This window comes from Mesorhizobium sp. Z1-4 (assembly GCF_004000235.1).
Classification (GTDB): Bacteria; Pseudomonadota; Alphaproteobacteria; order Rhizobiales; family Rhizobiaceae; genus RCIO01.
The window spans coordinates 812,722-830,490 of the sequence record NZ_RCIO01000001.1; the positions used below are offsets into that span (position 1 = coordinate 812,722).

Below are 17,769 nucleotides of genomic sequence, written 5' to 3' on the forward strand. Positions count from 1 at the left end.
TTGGATCGGACATCGCTGCTGCGTCCTCGGCATATGAGACGAAACCGGGAGATCGAGATGAGCAAAATCAGCACATGGATGTGGTTCGAAACCGAGGCCGAAGACGCGGCGCGCTTTTATGCCTCGGTATTTCGGGACGCGCAGCTGGGCAGTATCGAACATGCGTCGGCGGGCGGCGAGCCCTATACGAAAGAGGGCCAGGTTCTGACGGCGGAGGTGATCATCGACGGCCATCAGGTCTTCTGCCTCAACGGGGGACCTCACCCCGAGGCGAAGCCGAACGACGCCGTGTCGTTTCAAATCATGTGTGCGGACCAGGCCGAGGTTGACGAATACTGGACCAAGCTCACCGCAGATGGCGGCCGCGAAGTGCAGTGCGGCTGGGTGAAAGACAAATACGGTTTCGCATGGCAGATCGTGCCCGAAGCCCTGCGCCGGCTCACTCAAGACCCTGACCGCGAAGTCGCCAAACGCGTCACCGAGGCGATGATGAAAATGGTGAAGCTCGACGTCGCGGAACTTGAGGCGGCGGCGCGCGGCTGACCCTCATTTCGATTGGCGCGAGGCTCTCACGCCGCTAGTTTCGCGCCATGATCGACAAGCTCGAAGTTTTCATCGCGCTGGCGCGCACCGAACATTTTGGCCGCGCGGCCGAGGAACTGGGTATCACCCAGCCGACATTGTCAGCGGCGATCAAGCAGCTCGAGGACCAGCTCGGCGTGCTTCTCGTCAAACGCAGTTCGCGCTTTCAGGGCCTGACGCCTGAGGGCGAACAGGTGCTTGCCTGGGCGCGGCGCATCGTCGGCGATGCGCACACGATGAAAGAGGAGATGCGGGCGGCGCGGCACGGCCTTTCCGGACGGCTGCGCATCGCGGCAATTCCGACCGCGCTGGCGATGATCGTGGACCTGACGACTCCATTCCGCGAAAAGCACCCCGGCGTCAGTTTCTCCGTACTGTCGCGCAACTCGGTCGAAGTACAGACGCTGCTCGGCAATTTCGAGATCGATATCGGCGTCACCTATCTCGACAATGAACCACTGGGGCGCGTCGTCTCGGTGCCACTCTACTCCGAGCGCTACCAGCTCATCACCGCCATCGGAAACCCGCTGTCGGACCGTGACAAGGTAAGCTGGGAGGAGGTCGCGGAGCTGCCGCTCTGCCTGCTGACGCCCGACATGCAGAACCGGCGCATTATCGACCATCATCTGGCCGAGGCCGGGGTAACTGCGCGGCCGACACTGGAATCCAATTCCATGATCGTGCTGTTCTCGCATATCCGCACCGGCAAATGGTCGTCGATCATGCCGCTCAATCTCGCCGAGACATTCGGTTTCGCGGAGCCGATCCGCGCCATCCCGATCGTGGAACCGGACGCCAGCCACATCGTCGGGCTGATTGCGGCAAAGCGTGAGCCGCATACACCGCTGGTCGCGGCGTTTTTGAACGAGGCCACGGCGCTGGCAGACAAACTCGAAAAGCGCGTCTGATCTAACTCTCTCCCAGGGAGCCGTTTGATAGAAGATTTCTATCAAACAACGATTCTGCTTTATTGAAATGGCGCGTTTGTTCTGATTTCGTGATCGCCGAGCAAATGCCGGCCGGTTTTCAGGGAGGGCGCTGCATGACGATGCAGCCGCACAGTACCGAGGTTACAGCCAAGACTTCGACGATCATCGACGAATTGAAAGGGCTCGAAGGCCCGCTGCTGCCGATCCTGCATGGTGTGCAGGAAGAGTTCGGCCATGTGCCGACAGAGGCGCTGCCGGTGATTGCACATGCGCTGAACATCTCGCGCGCCGAGGTCTACGGCGTGGTGTCCTTCTATCACGATTATCGGCGTGAACCCGCCGGGCGGCATGTGCTGAAGCTGTGCCGCGCCGAAGCCTGCCAGTCGATGGGCGGCGACGCGGTTGCCGAAAGGCTGCAGGAACTGCTCGGCATCAAGTTCCACGAAACCACGGAAGACGGCTCGGTGACGCTGGAGCCGGTCTACTGCCTCGGGCTGTGCGCCTGCGCGCCGTCGGCTATGCTGGACGGCGAGGTGATCGGCCGGCTCGACAATGCCAAGGCCGAAGAAATCGCGGCGGAGGTGCGAGCATGACCACGCGCATTTACGTTCCGCGCGATTCCGGCTCACTGGCGCTCGGCGCCGACAAGGTGGCCGCCGAGATCGCGAAAGAACTCAAGGCGCGCGGCGTGACGGCCGAAATCGTGCGCAACGGTTCGCGCGGGCTCTACTGGCTGGAGCCGATGGTGGAGGTGACGACCGACAAGGGCCGTATTGCCTACGGGCCGGTGAAACCGTCCGACGTGAAGTCGCTATTCGACAACGACTTCCTGTCCGGCGACCAGCACAAGCTCTGGCTCGGCAAGCCTGAAAACATTCCCTTCCTCGCCAAACAGACCCGCCTCACCTTCGCGCGCTGCGGCATCACCGATCCGGTGTCGCTGGCCGACTACGAGGCGCGGGACGGGCTGAAGGGCCTCAAAAACGCACTCAAGCTTTCGCCGGCGGAGATCGTGGCGCAAGTGACCGAGTCCGGTCTGCGCGGGCGCGGCGGGGCCGGCTTCCCGACCGGCATCAAGTGGAAGACCGTGCTCGATACGCAGGGCGAGCAGAAATACATTGTCTGCAATGCCGATGAGGGCGACAGCGGCACCTTCTCCGACCGCATGGTGATGGAGGGCGATCCCTTCGTTCTCATCGAAGGCATGACGATTGCCGGCATCGCGACCGGGGCCACCAAGGGCTACATCTATCTGCGTTCGGAATATCCGCACGCCAATATCGTGCTCAACGAGGCGATCGCGGCGGCGCGCAGGGCCGGCATTCTTGGCCGCAGCGTGCTTGGCTCGGACCATGCATTCGACATCGAAGTTCGCATCGGCGCCGGAGCCTATGTCTGCGGCGAGGAGACGGCACTTCTCGACAGCCTGGAAGGCAAGCGCGGACAGGTGCGCGCCAAGCCGCCGCTGCCCGCGCATAAGGGCCTGTTCGGCAAGCCGACCGTCATCAACAATGTGATCTCGCTCGCCTCGGTGCCGGTGATCATGGACAAGGGTGCGGCCTTCTATCGCGACTTCGGCATGGGCCGTTCGCGCGGCACGATCCCAATCCAGCTAACCGGCAATATCAAGCATGGCGGACTGTTCGAAGCCGCCTTCGGCATGACGCTCGGCGAGCTGGTCGACGACATTGGCGGCGGCACAGCGACCGGCCGGCCGGTGCGCGCGGTGCAGGTTGGCGGGCCGCTCGGCGCCTATTTCCCACGCGAATTGTTCGACACGCCATTCGACTATGAAGCATTTGCCGAGCGCGACGGACTGATCGGCCATGCCGGTATCGTCGTTTTCGACGACACGGTGGACATGCTGAAGCAGGCGCGGTTTGCGATGGAGTTCTGCGCCATCGAAAGCTGCGGCAAGTGCACGCCCTGCCGCATCGGCTCGACCCGCGGCGTGGAGGTGCTGGACAAGGTCAGGGCGAATATCGAGCCTCAGAAGCAGCTCGAACTCGTGACCGACCTCTGCAACACGATGAAATTCGGTTCGCTCTGCGCGCTGGGCGGTTTCACGCCCTACCCTGTCATGAGCGCTATGAAACACTTTCCGGAAGACTTCCGACCGACGCCGATGCGCGAAGCGGCGGAATAGGAGACGGCCAATGTCATTCGTCAAGGAAATCGACTACGGCACCCCGGCCTCAAAGGCCGAAAAAACGGTGACCCTCAGCGTCGACGGCAAGCAAGTGACGGTGCCGGAAGGTACGTCGATCATGCGGGCGGCGATGGATGCCGGGATCGAAATTCCGAAGCTCTGCGCCACCGACATGCTGGAAAGCTTCGGCTCATGCCGGGTCTGCCTTGTCGAGATCGAAGGACGCGGCGGCACGCCGGCCTCCTGCACCACGCCGGTGGCGGAAGGCATCGAGGTGCACACGCGCAGCGACCGGCTCGACGCAATCCGCAAGGGCGTGATGGAGCTCTATGTCTCCGACCATCCAAGCGCATGGAACGAGCAGCGCGGCACCGGCGCCAGCGAGTTCGACCATGTGGCGGAACAGGTGGGCCTGACCGAAAACCGCTACGGCACCGACGGGCGCAACCATGTCGAGCCGGGCGTCGCGCCCGGCGAAGGTTCGCTCAATATCGACTACATCGCCCGCGACGAGAGCAACCCCTATTTCACCTACGACGCCTCGCAATGCATCGTCTGTTCGCGCTGCGTGCGCGCCTGCGAGGAGGTTCAAGGCACATTCGCGCTCACCGTCGAGGGGCGTGGCTTTGAAAGTCGCATCTCGGCCGGCATGCACGAAGACGATTTCCTGGGCTCGGAATGCGTTTCCTGCGGCGCATGCGTACAGGCCTGCCCGACCGACGCGCTGCGCGAAAAGACCGTGCTCGAGCAGGGCATGCCGGACCGCTCGGTGGTGACGACCTGCGCCTATTGCGGCGTGGGCTGTTCCTTCAAGGCCGAGATGAAGGGCGACGATGTCGTGCGCATGGTGCCCTACAAGGACGGCAAGGCGAACCGCGGCCATTCCTGCGTGAAGGGCCGCTTTGCCTGGGGTTACGCCAGCCACAAGGATCGCATTCTCAACCCGATGGTGCGGGAGAAGATCACCGACCCGTGGCGCGAAGTCTCCTGGGAAGAAGCATTCTCGCATGTCGCCGGCGAATTCAAACGGCTGCAGGAGAAATACGGACGCGGTTCGATCGGCGGCATCACCTCATCACGCTGCACGAATGAAGAAACCTATCTCGTGCAGAAGCTGGTGCGGCAGGGTTTCGGCAACAACAATGTCGATACCTGCGCGCGCGTCTGCCACTCGCCGACCGGTTACGGGCTGAAGACGACGCTCGGCACCTCGGCCGGCACGCAGGATTTCGATTCCGTCGAACATACCGACGTTGTAATGGTGATCGGTGCCAATCCGACCGACGGCCATCCCGTGTTTGCCTCGCGGCTGAAGAAACGGCTGCGGCAGGGCGCCAAGCTGATCGTGGTCGATCCGCGCCGCATCGACCTCGTGCGCCAGGCCCATGTCGAGGCCTCGCACCATCTGCCGCTGAAGCCCGGCACCAATGTCGCCGTGCTGACCGCGCTGGCGAATGTGATCGTAACTGAGGGACTGCACGACGAGACCTTCATTCGCGAGCGCTGCGACTGGTCGGAATTCGAAGACTATGCCGCATTTCTGGCCGAGCCGCAGAACAGCCCGGAAGAAGTGGAAAAGGTTTCCGGCGTGCCGGCTGAGACGATCCGCCAGGCGGCGCGGCTTTATGCGCGCGGCGGAAACGGCGCGATCTATTACGGTCTCGGCGTCACCGAGCACAGCCAGGGTTCGACCACGGTGATGGCGATCGCCAACCTCGCCATGCTGACCGGCAATTATGGCCGGCCCGGCGTCGGCGTGAACCCGCTGCGCGGCCAGAACAATGTGCAGGGCGCCTGCGACATGGGCTCCTTCCCGCACGAGCTGCCCGGCTACCGCCACATGTCGGACGATGCGACGCGCGACATCTTCGAAAAGATGTGGGACGTGAAGCTCGACGCAGAGCCCGGCCTGCGCATCCCCAACATGCTGGATGCGGCGGTCGATGGTTCGTTCAAGGGCATCTACATTCAGGGCGAGGACATTCTGCAGTCCGACCCGAACACGCATCACGTGGCCGCCGGTCTGGAGGCAATGGAATGCGTCGTCGTCCACGACCTCTTCCTCAACGAGACGGCGAACTACGCCCACGTGTTTCTGCCCGGTTCGACCTTCCTGGAAAAGGACGGGACCTTCACCAATGCCGAACGGCGCATCAATCTGGTGCGCAAGGTCATGGAGCCGAAAAACGGGCTCGCCGACTGGGAAGTCACGCAGCGTCTCGCGCAGGAGATGGGGCTTGGCTGGAGCTATAGCCATCCCTCCGAGATCATGAACGAGATCGCTGCGACCACCCCGTCCTTCGCCAATGTGACCTATGAGCTGCTCAACAGCGAAGGTTCCGTGCAGTGGCCGTGTAACGACAGGGCGCCGAAGGGCACGCCGGTTATGCACATTGGCGGCTTCGTGCGCGGCAAGGGCAAGCTGATCCGCACCGACTATGTAGCGACCGACGAGAAGTCCGGCCCGCGCTTCCCGCTGCTTCTGACCACCGGGCGCATACTCTCGCAGTACAATGTCGGGGCGCAGACCCGGCGTACGGACAATGTGGTGTGGCACCACGAAGACCGGCTGGAGATCCACCCACATGACGCCGAACAGCGCGGCGTGCGCGACGGTGACTGGGTGCGGATTGCAAGCCGCGCCGGCGAAACGACGCTTCGCGCGCTGATCACCGACCGGGTGGCGCCGGGTGTGGTCTACACCACGTTTCACCACCCCGACACGCAGGCCAATGTCGTCACCACCGACTATTCCGACTGGGCGACCAACTGCCCTGAATACAAGGTGACGGCGGTGCAAATCTCGCCTTCCAACGGTCCGACCGACTGGCAGGAGGAATATGAGGAACTTACGAAAAAGAGCCGCCGCATTGCCGGCCACATGGAAGCGGCGGAATAGGCGCTGTCATGATCCGGCCGCCGCTCACCTCCACCAGCCGCATTGCCCGCCGTGCCAATGGCACGCGGGCAGCCGCGCGCATGGTGCCTGAGGAAACGCCGGTAGCGCTGAGCTATGCGGGAACCACGCATGCCGTGATGATGGCAACGCCGTCCGATCTGGAAGATTTCGCGATCGGCTTTTCGCTGACGGAGGGCGTCATCGCCTCCGCCGACGAAATCGAAGACATCGCAATCGAGGAAGCGGGCGCCGGCATCGATATCCAGATCCGCCTGAAGGACGAGGCCAACCACCGCTTCGAGGCGCGCAGGCGACGCCTCGCCGGACCTGTGGGCTGCGGGTTGTGCGGTATAGAATCGATCGATGAGGCGATGCGGTCGGTTGCCTCCGTCGCCGAGGCGGAACTGTTGCTGTCATCGACGGAAATCTCGAATGCTGTACGGCTTCTGACCAAACAGCAGCCCATGCATGCCGAAACCGGGGCCGTCCATGCCGCCGGCTTCTACGTGCCCGGCGAAGGCATTGTTGCGGCGCGTGAGGATGTCGGCCGGCACAATGCGCTCGACAAGCTTGCTGGCGCGCTGGCGCGGTCAGGCACCAGCGGCGCGACCGGCATCGTGGTGATCACCTCGCGGGTTTCGGTCGAGATGGTGCAGAAGGCGGCGCAGCTCGGCACCGGAATGATCGTGGCGGTTTCCGCGCCCACCGCGCTTGCCATCCGCACGGCCGAGGAAGCCGGCATGACGCTGGTTGCGCTGGTGCGCGGCGACGAGTTCGATATCTTCACGCGGCCCGACCGCATCCAGGCTGGAGCATCCGCCGATGTCGCATGACGCCGAGACGGCGATGAATACGGACCAGAAGCTGGTCTACATGGCCAACCAGATCGCAACATTCTTCAAGTCGATGCCCGAAGACGAGGCCCTGGCAGGCGTCGCGAAACACATCAACGATTTCTGGGACCCGCGCATGCGCCGGCGGCTGCGCGAACTGATTGACGCCGGCGGCGACGGCCTGTTGCCGCTCGTATTGTCCGCATCGAGCGACGTTCGATGGCCTGAGCCGGCGAATTAAGCGCCGAAATCAGCTGCCGTTCGGCGCGCCTGACATTTGACATAACACCGCGCGATTGATGTATTTCCGTTGGGTTAGGCGGAGATCGATATCATGTTCAGGCGCATAGCTTGTTTGCTGGTTCTGCTTGGCGCGGCACTGTTGCCGGCAAGGGCCGAAATCACTGACCCTGAACTGCTGACCATCGCCGAAGCCTATGAACGCTCGCTGGAAGCGCAGCAGGGCGATCTTTCCGTCACCGAAACGCTGCGGCAGATCAGCGAAGCGCGCGCGCAGGGCCGATCCGTGGACGTTGTGCGGCTGAGCGAAAATCTCGTCGCCGGCGACCGCCAGAATGTGCAGCTGTGGCTCAACCTCGCCCGCGCCTGGCAAGCCGCTGACGCCGGGGCCAATAACGGCCTGGCCGCTGCCGTTCGCGCCACCCAGCTTGCCGACAAACAGGCCGACCGGCTGGAAGCGCTGCTGGTCGCGTCCGCCTATTTGCGCGTGCAGCTCGCCGACCACCGTGCCCGTTATGACGACGCACTGCAGGCCGTGAAAGCTGCCAACGCGGCGATCGCCGAAGCCGAAGGCCTGGCGCTCGACAACGATTTCGCGGCGCCCGACGGAGACGATCCCGACGGACGCATCAGCGCGCTGGAACGCTCGCGTGACGAGGCCGTGCAGGCAAGCGAAGTGGCCGCTGCCGACATCGCCAATGCGGCATCCGCGCTCGACGATGTCTATCGCGAAATCCAGTCCAGCCTGCCGAACGCCAACCTCGCCGAAATGAAGGGTGGCGATGCTCGCCTCGAATTTTACGCCGTCGAAGGGCAATACGGTTATCTGGCGCCCTCCTACCGGATCAACGGCAACGACATCGAAGTCTGCATCGGCTTCAACAAGGCGCTGGAAGAAAACAGCCGTGTATATGCCGACATGGTGGAGCTGAAATCGGACGGCGACATCCTTCCGGCGACAGAATTCGACGTCAGGGCAACGGGCCGCGACCTCTGCCTTTTGCGGCTGGAACCCGGCCGCAGCTATGAGGCAACGCTTGCCGCCGAACTTGCCGCAGCCGACGGCACGATGCTCGGCAAGGCGCTGACGACCTATCCGAGCCTGCCAGACCTGCCCGGCCGCATCGGTTTTGCCGACGGCGAATTCATGCTGCCGCGCAGCGGGCCCGGCGACCTGCCGGTCTCGCTGACGAATATCGAAAGCTTCCCGCTGACGATCAACCGCGTCATCGACAGATCGCTGCACCGGCACCTGGCGCTCGGCCATATCCGCAACGGCATTCCGTCATTTGAATACCAGCAGCTGATCACGCAGTTTTCGGAGCTGTTGTGGGAAGGCACTGCGGAGCGGCCTCTCGGTGAGCGAGAGCGCAACACGACAGTGCGCAGCTTCGTGCCGGTGCGCACGATCTTGCAGGACCGCGCCGACTGGCTGGAACGCGGCGACCAGGCGGACTGGAACCGCAAGGGGCTACTGCGCTCGATTGCCCAGCCCGTGCGCGGTATTTCGGATGCACGTCTGGAAATCACCGGCAGTTTTGTGGCCGGTCCGCTCGATGTGGATTCCGGCATCGCCACAACTTTCGTTCCGGGCGTTTACGCGCTGGCGACACCGGTGCCCGACGATGGCCCGAACCGCGACTTCCATTGCGCGGTCTCACCGCTCGACCCCTGCCAGGTTTATGCCGCGCAGTGGTTCGTCATCACCGATATCGGCCTGACCTTCTACGAAGGCGAACGCGACTTCACCGTGGTGGCGCGCTCGCTGACGACAGGCGGCGCGGTCGAAAATGCGCGCATACAGCTCGTCAGCAAGGGCAACCGCGTGCTTGCCGAAGCGCGTACCGACGCAAATGGCGCCGCAAAGTTCGCCCGCAGCCTGACGATCGGCGATGCCAGCAACGCGCTTGTGGCGGTGATGGCGGAGACCGACACCGACTTCAATTTCCTGAGCTTCGGCCCGGAGCGGCTCGATCTTTCGCGGCTCAATGTCGAGGGGGCAACCGACGGCTCGCCCACCGGCGCGATGATGTACACCGACCGCGGCATCTACCAGCCCGGCGAGAACGTGGAAGTGTTCGCGCTTCTGCGCAACCGCGCCGCCGACGCCAATGCGGCGCGCGGAATGGAGCTGCGGCTCGAGATCGACGACTACGTGGTGAAGGCGCAACCGCTGGAAGCGCGCGACTGGTTCGAGGGCGGCTCGCTGACGCGTTTCGGCATTCCCGAAACCGCGAAACCCGGCCGCGCGGCGCTTAAGCTCGTGTCAGCGGCCAATGAAACGATGGCCGAAGCGGCCGTGCAGATCGGCAAGATCAGGCCAGACCGGGCGCGCATCAATTTCCCGACCGACCAGCGCGATGCGTTCCGCGTGCGCGCCGGCAGCGGCGACACGGTGGAAATCACCGGTACGGCGCACGCGCAATATCTCTATGGCGCGGAAGGCACCGGCCAGGCGCCGGCGGCAAATCTGAAGGCCGAAGTGACCGTGCGGGTATCGCCTGTCGCGACCCCGGTCGACCGCTGTTATGGCGACATCGTTTTCGGTCGCTTCGACGACAAGAGCCTGCCGGCCGTGTCGCGCAACGACGTGATGTACACCAACGACGAAGGCATGCTTTCGCTTCGCCTTTCGCGGGTGCGGCTGCCGGCATCGACCCGTCCGCTTGCGGCCACAATCGAAGTGACGCTGTTCGATGCCGCCGGCCCGGTGGCAAGCGGCCAGCACACCATCCCGGTGCCCGGCCGAGAAGCCTTGCTCGGTGTTTCGGCCGTTCCAAAACCGGTTCTGGAAGAGACCGGCGGTTACCGGCTGGCGATCGACATTGCCTCGGTGGATGGCGAAGGCCAGTCCGCACTCGGCCGTGACGTGGAAATTCTGGTCGAGCGCGAACGCGAATCCTACGCATGGGAAAATGTCGACGGGGTGTGGCAGCACACGCAGCTGCGCAGCCGCGAGGAGGTTTCGCGCAGCCGCGCTTCGCTCGACCGGCTGAGCGAAGTGGGCGGCCCCTGCCCCGGCGTCGTGACGCTGCCGGAAGCAGCCTCCGGCATCGATGACGGCCGCTATGTGGTGACGGTTTCCGACGCGCGCGGCGAGGCGATCGCTTCGACGCGGTTCACCACCGGCGTGGCGCAGACTTCGGTTGAGGACCTTGAGCCAAATATCTTCGTGCTGACCTCCGACAAGCAGCAATATGCTCCCGGCGAGACCGTTTCGCTCGGTATCGAAGCGCCGTTCCGCACCGGCGAGGCGCTGGTGGCGATTGCCGCCGGCGACATCGTGCAATGGGCGAAGGCAGAAGTACGCGGCGGCACCGGCACGGTGAGCTTCACTGCCGATCCGGAATGGTCGGGCCGCGGTCTCTATGCGCTTGCGACCGTGTTCAAGGCAGACCCCGGCGACGTGCGCTCCTATGGGCCGGCGCGTGCGATAGGTGCGGCTTATTTCGAAGTCTCGGCCGGCACCGAGGCATTTGCGCTTTCGATCCGGCGCGAAGGGGCGGGGCTTGAAAACTTCATACGGCCGGACGAGCCGCTGCGCTTCGATGTCTGTATCGACGGACCGAACGGCGCGTGCGGCGCAGCCGACATGCCGGAAGCGTTTGCCGTGGCATATGTCGTCGACGAAGGCCTGCTCAGCCTGACCGGCCACAAGGCCGAGGCCGCGCGGCTTGAGGAAGAGTTTGTCGGCAATGCGCAGCTCGGGCTTCGGGTCATGGACAATTACGGCCGCCTGCTGCTCAAGGAAGGCGGCGACCGGCCCGGGCGGCTGGCGCTGACCAACTACACCTCGACCAACATCGTGGCGGCGGCCAGCGGACCGGTGCCAATGCGCGGCGGCAAAGCCTCGTTCGACTTCGGCGATCTGGAATTGCAGACCGGCTCGCTGTCCATCTTCGTTGTCGTGTGGTCTGCGGAGCACGTCGCCTCGAAGGGCGAGATCCTGCCGGTTCGGCATTTCGTGGTGTCGAGCCTCGGCGTGCCCGAATTCTTCCTGGCAGGCGACCGGCCCTTGCTGCCGCTGCGGCTCGAAAACATCAGCTTCATCGACCATATGGGCGATTACCGCCTCGCGTTCGAAGCCGAGGGCGGTATCGAAATCGGTCTCGCAGGGCTCGACGGACGCGACATCGCGCCCGCAGCCGACGGGGCTTTCCTCGTGAAGATACCGCAGGGTGACCCGCAGGACCTTTTCCTGCGCGTGAATGTGCCCGAGGGAACGGAAGGGCATTATCAGCTTGCGCTGAACCTTTCGGCCGTCGATGCGCAGATACCGCTGCCCGCTGCCGAGCAACGCCGCGAATGGCGGATGGCGGTTCGCCCGTCTGCGGTGGCCGCGCAGGAATATCTCAGCTTCCCGATGAGCGACCGGCCGACCGATCTTTCCCAGCTGCTCGCCGGCCTCGTGGAAGGACGCTACGACCCCGACACCGTCACCGTGGTGGCGCGGTTTGCGAGTAACGAGAACGCGCTCAGCCTAGCAAGCCTCGGCGGCGCGGCTGACGACCCGAAGGCGGTGCTCGACCAGATGATCTGGCAGGGCTTCGTGGATTTGCAGGCTGCCAATGCGGGCAGTGACGAAGGCCGGAGGCTGCAGGCGAATATCGATGGCATACAGGCGCTGCAGATCGCCGATGGCGCATTCGTGCCCTACCGGACCGACGGTGAGTTCATTCCGAGCGAAGTCGGTTTCGACGGAACGATCTCATCCGGCCCCGTGCGCCACGGGCTGCTGCGTAATGCCTCTGCGCTCGACTTCCTGATCCGCGCCCGCAAGGCAGGTTATTCGGTCTCGGAGGACTCGATCACCAACTCCATGTCCTTCATCAAGAAGCGCGTGTCGGACGCCCTGTTCGCACCCGATTTCTCATCCGATATCGCGGCCGAGCTGCTGTGCACGCTCGAAACCCGGTATGCGATGCTGATACTGGTTCAGCAGGGCGAAATGAGCGCCGATCAGGTGGAACGGCTGAGCTATTGCAGTGAAACCGGCCAGGACGAAGAAGGCATCGAACCCGAAGACCTGCCGGGCGACGGGCTGATGGAGGTTTCGGCCGGCCAATCGGCGCTTTCAGAGCTGATCACGCTGGCTGTGAAATCGGAATATGGCGAGCCGGTGAATGCCGAGACGACGCTTGCGGCCTATTACGAAGACCCGCGGCAATATCTCGGCGACCTCGACGAATACCGCAAGGCGATCGCCGTCAGCATGCTTACCCATACCGGCATCAGGACCGATGTGCTCCGCGAACTGGCCGGGTCGTTTCTCGACCGCACACGGCCGCTCGATCTGCGCACGCGGGCGTGGCTGGCGCGCTCGGTCGCCAATCTCGACATTCCGCAGGAAGCGCGGCTCTCGGAAGCTGACATAAGCCCAAGCGATGCGCGGCTGGTTTCGCTTACCGCACGGCCGGACGGCGTGGTCGAGAGCGGCGAAATCGCATATGCTGTGCTGCAAGGCACGTCGCTTTCGATCGGCCAGTCGAGCGGGCCAAAGGCGCGTGCATTCGTGCGCGTCGGCGGCAAACTCGTAAACGGTGAAGACCTCGCACTGCCCGAAAGCGCCATTCGCCGGCGGATATTCCATGCCGGCAGCGGGCGCGAATTCGACCCTGCGAGCGAGCGGCTCGAAGTGGGCGATCTGCTCGTCGTTGTGCTGGAAGTTTCGCCCGAAGCGCTCGCGCGCTTCCAGGACGACAGCCTCTCCGATCTCGGCTTCACCTACGGGCCTCTTGCGATCGAAACGCTGCTGCCGAGCGCCTTCACGCTGGTCTCGCCCGACCTTTCGTCGGTGACGCCGAATGGCGACCTCGAGGGGTTCTCGGCGGTGGGCAATGTGCGCGCCGTCGATGAAGACCCGCAAAGCTGGCGGGTCATCGTGGTGCCGAAATCGAGCGGCGCGGTTGAAACGCTGAATGGCGCCGAGGAAGAAGAAACCGATGACGGTCTCGAATTCCGTCAGGCATTTGTTGTCAGCGTTTCATCGGCAGGCACCTTCCTGTTCCCTTCAACGACGATCGACCCGCTCGACTTTCCCGGCAACACGCTGCTCAGCCAGGCGGCGCGGCTGGAGGTTGACATTCCAGCTGGACCACGCAGGTGAAACTCGCCCGGCATGCGGCGCGGCTTTTCTCGCAAGGCGCGCTCGCGTTCCTAACCTGCGCGCTTGCGCTCGAACTTGCCGTGCGCAGTGTCGGCCTGCCTGCTCCGGAGCGACTGGCCGGAGAGGCGCGGCTGGTACTTGCCGAAGACGGCAGCATTCTTGGCGGGCACCTTTCGCCCGACGCGAAATGGCGGTTTACGACCGAGCCGGGCACCGTCGACCCGACCTATCTCGACATGCTGATCGCTTACGAGGACCGGAACTTTCGGTCACATAAGGGCGTTGATGCAGCGGCCGCACTGCGCGCAGGCGGCCAGGCGATCCGGCACGGACGCATCGTCTCCGGCGCGTCAACGCTGACGATGCAGCTCGTGCGGCTTCAGGACCCGCGTGCGCGCGGCTTGCAGGCCAAGGTGCTGGAGACGCTGCGTGCGGTGAAGCTGGAGCGGCATCTCGGCAAGGATGAAATCCTGCGGGCCTATCTCACGGCAGCGCCGTTCGGCGGCAATATCGAGGGCGTGCGCGCCGCGTCGCTCATCTATCTCGGCAAGGAGCCTTCCGAGCTTTCCCTTGCAGAGGCAGCATTACTCGTTGCGCTGCCCCAGGCGCCGGAGACGCGGCGGCCCGACCGCGCGGCGGAGACTGCACGTGCGGCTCGCGACCGCGTGCTCGCAAATCTCGCTGCCCGCGGCGTGATCGACAAGCGCGAGGCGGAGCGCGCGGCGGCAAAACAAGTCGCCATACATGGAAACGCGCTGCCACGTCACGCTTTTCATATGGGCAACAGGCAGCAGGCGAAGAGTACCGGCGGGCCCATCGAAACGCTGCTCGACGCCCGGCTGCAGGCAAAAACCGAGCAGATCGCCGCGCAAGCCCTTCGCGGGCGCGACCCCGGCGTCAACATCGCCATCATGGTGATCCGCAACGAGGACGGAGCGGTGGTCGGTTATGTCGGCTCCGGCGCGCCGGGATCGCGGGCGCGCGACGGTTATGTCGATCTGGCGCGCGCGGTGCGATCGCCGGGCTCGGCGCTGAAACCCTTCATCTATGCGATGGCGTTCGAGCAGCTCATCGTGCATCCCGACACGATCGTCGCCGACCAGCCGATCGACATTGCCGGCTACCGGCCTGACAATGCCGATGGTGTTTTCTCCGGCGATATCTCGATGCGCCAGGCGCTGATCCTGTCGAAAAACACCGTGCCGGTGATGCTGCTTGATGAAGTCGGCATTCCCGCGTTTCTGTCGCGCTTCCGCACCGTCGGCAAACCGCTGCAGCTGGGCGCATCCGACGCGGAGGCCGGCCTGGCGGTGGCGCTTGGCGGCGTCGGCGTTTCGCCAGAACAGCTGACCTGGTTCTATTCCGCCTTTGCCAATGAGGGCGAACTCAAGGAGTTGCGCCTTGCGCCGCAGGATCGGCGCCGCACGCTCGGCAATCTCTTCAGCCCGGCTGCGGCCAACGCGGTCGCCGACATTCTGGCCGACGTTCCGCCGCCGGCCGGGCGCGCCCGGCTCGCTGCACAAGACGGAACAAGGCGCGTCGCTTTCAAGACAGGTACTTCCTACGGCTTTCGCGACGCCTGGGCGGTCGGGTTCGACAAGCTGCACACAGTGGGTGTGTGGATAGGGCGGCCCGACGGCGCGCCGCATCTGGGCGCTTATGGCGTGTCCGCGGCGGCTCCGGTGATGATGCAGGTGTTCGATGCGCTGCCCGTTCCGAAGAAAGGAGCTGCCGCCGGGCGCAAGCCGCTCGGTGCGCTGGCCAGCCCCCGAGCCCTGCCTGAAAGGCTGCGGCGTTTCGGGGCCGCGCCTGCCTACCAGACACGCGAGCCGCTCGAAATTCTCTACCCGCGCGAGGGCGCGCAGATTGCGGCTCAGCGCGATCAGGGAGAAACCTTCTCGCTGCCGCTCAAAGTGGCGGGCGGGCGCCCACCTTATCGCTGGACAGTGCTGGGGGAAGAGCTTGCGCCGGAACCGACCGGCGAACAATGGGCGGCGATTTCAGGTCGCGGGCAAATCGACATCGCCGTCACCGACGCCGACGGCAAGGTCGACAAAACGACGTTCTGGTTCGATTAGGCGCCGGCTACTCGTCCACCGCCAGACTGGCCGAGGCGATGAACTGCTGCACGCCCGCGACATCGATGACTGTGTTGAACGAGTTGTAATAGGCAAGCAGCGAGGCAAGCGCTGCAGCCCCGAAGCCGATATCCGCGCTGGCCGGGCTAAGATAACCGCCACCGGTCAACATCTCGGCCAGCTTGTTGCGGCCGTCGCTATGCAGAGCGTTGAGGCTTTCCAGCACGGGCGCCGACAGCGACTGGCCGGAGCGTATGCGCAGCTCGTATTCCCCGACATCTGTGACTGCGACGACCTTCAGCGTGTAGTCGCCCGGCTCAAGATCGGCGAGAGTGAACTCGCCCGCACTGCCGCGATTGGACGATATAGCCCGCACGCTTCCATTGGCGTCCACCAGCACGAGGTCGAGATCGCCGTCGAGCGGCAGGGCGGACGCTGCCACATCGGTTGCTTTGTCGAGCGTGAAACGCACCTCGTATTCGAGGCCCGCACCAAAGCGCAGATCGCGAAAACCGAAACCGCCCGACAGCTCGCCGGAACTGAGCGCGAGGCTGCCTGCCCGTGCCTGCTGCGAAGTCAAGAGCTCCAGATTCGGATCGGGATCGCGGCGGTCGACAACCAGCTTTTGCCCGAAAACAAAGCCCATCCAGCCGACATCGCCACGGCCGGCGCCATGCCGGCCAACGGCGAGAACGCGGCCATCGGACCCGAGCGCGGTGGCAAAGATATCGGAGCCGGCCTCGCGCGTAACGAAATTGAGCGGGCTTGCCGGCCCCATGCCCGGTGCCTGCACGCGCCAAACTCCCTGATTGCGCGCCTGGCGGCTTTCCGACACAGAACCGGAGACGACGACCGAACCGCTGGCCAGCCTCGTGAGCGCACGGTACCGGTCACCACCGGAACTGTCGGAACCATCGTCCGGGAACGGATCGTTGCGCAATGCGGGTGCGGTACCAAAAAAACCGAATTCCGCCAGGAGTGCGGCACGCGCTCCTGTTTGGGTATCGGTGCCCTGACCGGCAATCAGAAAGGTTCTGTTGTCGAGTGCCGATACGGCGAATGCCACTTCATTCTCGTCCGGCGAGCCGATCTGAAAGCGCGGGCTCACCGACCATTGCGATGTCGCCCCGCCCCTCACTTGCACGGCAACCGCATTGTCCTGGCAGCCGCCGCCCGGGGCCGGAGCCGTTGCGAAGCCGGTAGCCACGAACTCGCCGCGGCCACCCGTGGGCGCGATATCATAGAATGCGACACGATTTTCCAGCCCGGCTTCCTGCGGGCCTTCAAAGTAGGCGGCAAGGTTGGTGATGTCGCTTTCAGGGATCGACAGAATGAGCCCGCGCGACCATTTCGAGCACGAGCCCGTGTCCGCCCCGTTGGTATGGCGACCGACGACAAGATACCGCTTTTCGGCAGGGTCATAGGCGCCGGAATAAAGTATGACGCTGCTTTCGGCATCGACGAACAGAGCCGCGGACCACTGTGTCCGGTTGTCGGGCGACAGGTAGAACACCGCACCGATCTGCTGGTTGCCGGAGGCGACCGTACCAACCCCCATGACCGAGCCGGCTGCGCCCGTCACGAGCTTCTCGATCGCGGGCATGTTGGTCTGGTTGGGCAGCCAATCGGGCGCCGGCAGGCGGAACCGGTCGACAATATTGGCGTCCAGATCGAGGCGCAGCACCTCCAGATCGCTACCGGCTGCTGCGATCGCAGTGTAACCGCTATCCGTCGCGGTGAGAGCGCTGATCGTGATGTATTCGGGGTAACAGGCGCCGGTCGTAGCCTCCTCGCAGGCCTGCTGCGCGCGCGCGCCGACAGCCGAAAATGCGAGGGCGATGGCGGCGAGCAACAGAAAAACGCGCCTCATCGAAATTTCCTCCCGCCATCTTGAAACCAACTTTGTGGACAGAAACTATGGCCGGGCAAATAATGCGGTCAAAACAGAGTGAC

At 64.2% G+C, this 17,769-nt stretch carries 10 protein-coding genes; 9 read left to right on the forward strand and 1 reads right to left on the reverse strand.

Annotation, left to right across the window (positions count from 1 at the left end):
• Window positions 1–57 precede the first annotated feature (57 nt).
• From EP165_RS03860 to pbpC, 9 genes are all read left to right on the forward strand, one after another.
• Window positions 58–543, forward strand: coding sequence for a VOC family protein (locus EP165_RS03860; RefSeq protein WP_127520220.1), 486 nt, complete (start codon window positions 58–60; stop codon window positions 541–543).
• Window positions 544–590: 47 nt separating this feature from the next.
• Window positions 591–1,490, forward strand: a complete 900-nt coding sequence (locus EP165_RS03865; protein WP_127520221.1) for a LysR family transcriptional regulator — start codon at window positions 591–593, stop codon at window positions 1,488–1,490.
• A gap of 134 nt (window positions 1,491–1,624) precedes the next feature.
• Window positions 1,625–2,104 (forward strand): formate dehydrogenase subunit gamma, encoded by a 480-nt coding sequence (locus tag EP165_RS03870; protein WP_127520222.1) that lies wholly within the window; start codon window positions 1,625–1,627, stop codon window positions 2,102–2,104.
• Entirely contained in the window at window positions 2,101–3,657 is a 1,557-nt protein-coding gene (locus tag EP165_RS03875) for a formate dehydrogenase beta subunit (RefSeq protein WP_127520223.1), read from the forward strand. Before EP165_RS03870 ends, EP165_RS03875 begins: the two co-directional genes overlap by 4 nt.
• Before the next feature lie 10 nt (window positions 3,658–3,667).
• A complete protein-coding gene (fdhF, locus tag EP165_RS03880; RefSeq protein ID WP_127520224.1) occupies window positions 3,668–6,559 on the forward strand; it encodes a formate dehydrogenase subunit alpha in 2,892 nt (963 codons plus the stop codon).
• 8 nt (window positions 6,560–6,567) lie between these two features.
• A complete protein-coding gene (fdhD, locus tag EP165_RS03885; protein WP_127520225.1) occupies window positions 6,568–7,392 on the forward strand; it encodes a formate dehydrogenase accessory sulfurtransferase FdhD in 825 nt (274 codons plus the stop codon).
• Window positions 7,382–7,633 carry a formate dehydrogenase subunit delta gene (locus EP165_RS03890; RefSeq protein WP_127520226.1) on the forward strand — a complete coding sequence of 84 codons (252 nt, stop codon included), beginning with the start codon at window positions 7,382–7,384 and terminating at the stop codon, window positions 7,631–7,633. The genes fdhD and EP165_RS03890 overlap by 11 nt, the downstream gene beginning before the upstream one ends.
• A 93-nt stretch (window positions 7,634–7,726) precedes the next feature.
• Window positions 7,727–13,738: an MG2 domain-containing protein gene (locus EP165_RS03895; RefSeq protein ID WP_127520227.1), complete on the forward strand. Its 6,012-nt coding sequence runs from the start codon at window positions 7,727–7,729 to the stop codon at window positions 13,736–13,738.
• A complete protein-coding gene (gene pbpC, locus EP165_RS03900) occupies window positions 13,735–15,816 on the forward strand; it encodes a penicillin-binding protein 1C (protein WP_127520228.1) in 2,082 nt (693 codons plus the stop codon). Before EP165_RS03895 ends, pbpC begins: the two co-directional genes overlap by 4 nt.
• 7 nt (window positions 15,817–15,823) lie before the next feature.
• On the opposite strand, the gene EP165_RS03905 is transcribed toward pbpC, so the two are convergent.
• Window positions 15,824–17,686 carry a hypothetical protein gene (locus EP165_RS03905; RefSeq protein WP_127520229.1) on the reverse strand — a complete coding sequence of 621 codons (1,863 nt, stop codon included), beginning with the start codon at window positions 17,684–17,686 and terminating at the stop codon, window positions 15,824–15,826.
• Window positions 17,687–17,769: the final 83 nt, after the last annotated feature.

What these genes read in the sequence shown, in the direction of transcription:
- EP165_RS03860 (WP_127520220.1), top strand. Translation starts at nt 58, where the DNA reads ATGAGCAAAATCAGCACATGGATGTGGTTCGAAACCGAGGCCGAAGAC.
- EP165_RS03865 (WP_127520221.1), top strand. Translation starts at nt 591, where the DNA reads ATGATCGACAAGCTCGAAGTTTTCATCGCGCTGGCGCGCACCGAACAT.
- EP165_RS03870 (WP_127520222.1), top strand. Translation starts at nt 1,625, where the DNA reads ATGACGATGCAGCCGCACAGTACCGAGGTTACAGCCAAGACTTCGACG.
- EP165_RS03875 (WP_127520223.1), top strand. Translation starts at nt 2,101, where the DNA reads ATGACCACGCGCATTTACGTTCCGCGCGATTCCGGCTCACTGGCGCTC.
- fdhF (WP_127520224.1), top strand. Translation starts at nt 3,668, where the DNA reads ATGTCATTCGTCAAGGAAATCGACTACGGCACCCCGGCCTCAAAGGCC.
- fdhD (WP_127520225.1), top strand. Translation starts at nt 6,568, where the DNA reads ATGATCCGGCCGCCGCTCACCTCCACCAGCCGCATTGCCCGCCGTGCC.
- EP165_RS03890 (WP_127520226.1), top strand. Translation starts at nt 7,382, where the DNA reads ATGTCGCATGACGCCGAGACGGCGATGAATACGGACCAGAAGCTGGTC.
- EP165_RS03895 (WP_127520227.1), top strand. Translation starts at nt 7,727, where the DNA reads ATGTTCAGGCGCATAGCTTGTTTGCTGGTTCTGCTTGGCGCGGCACTG.
- EP165_RS03905 (WP_127520229.1), bottom strand. Translation starts at nt 17,686, where the DNA reads ATGAGGCGCGTTTTTCTGTTGCTCGCCGCCATCGCCCTCGCATTTTCG.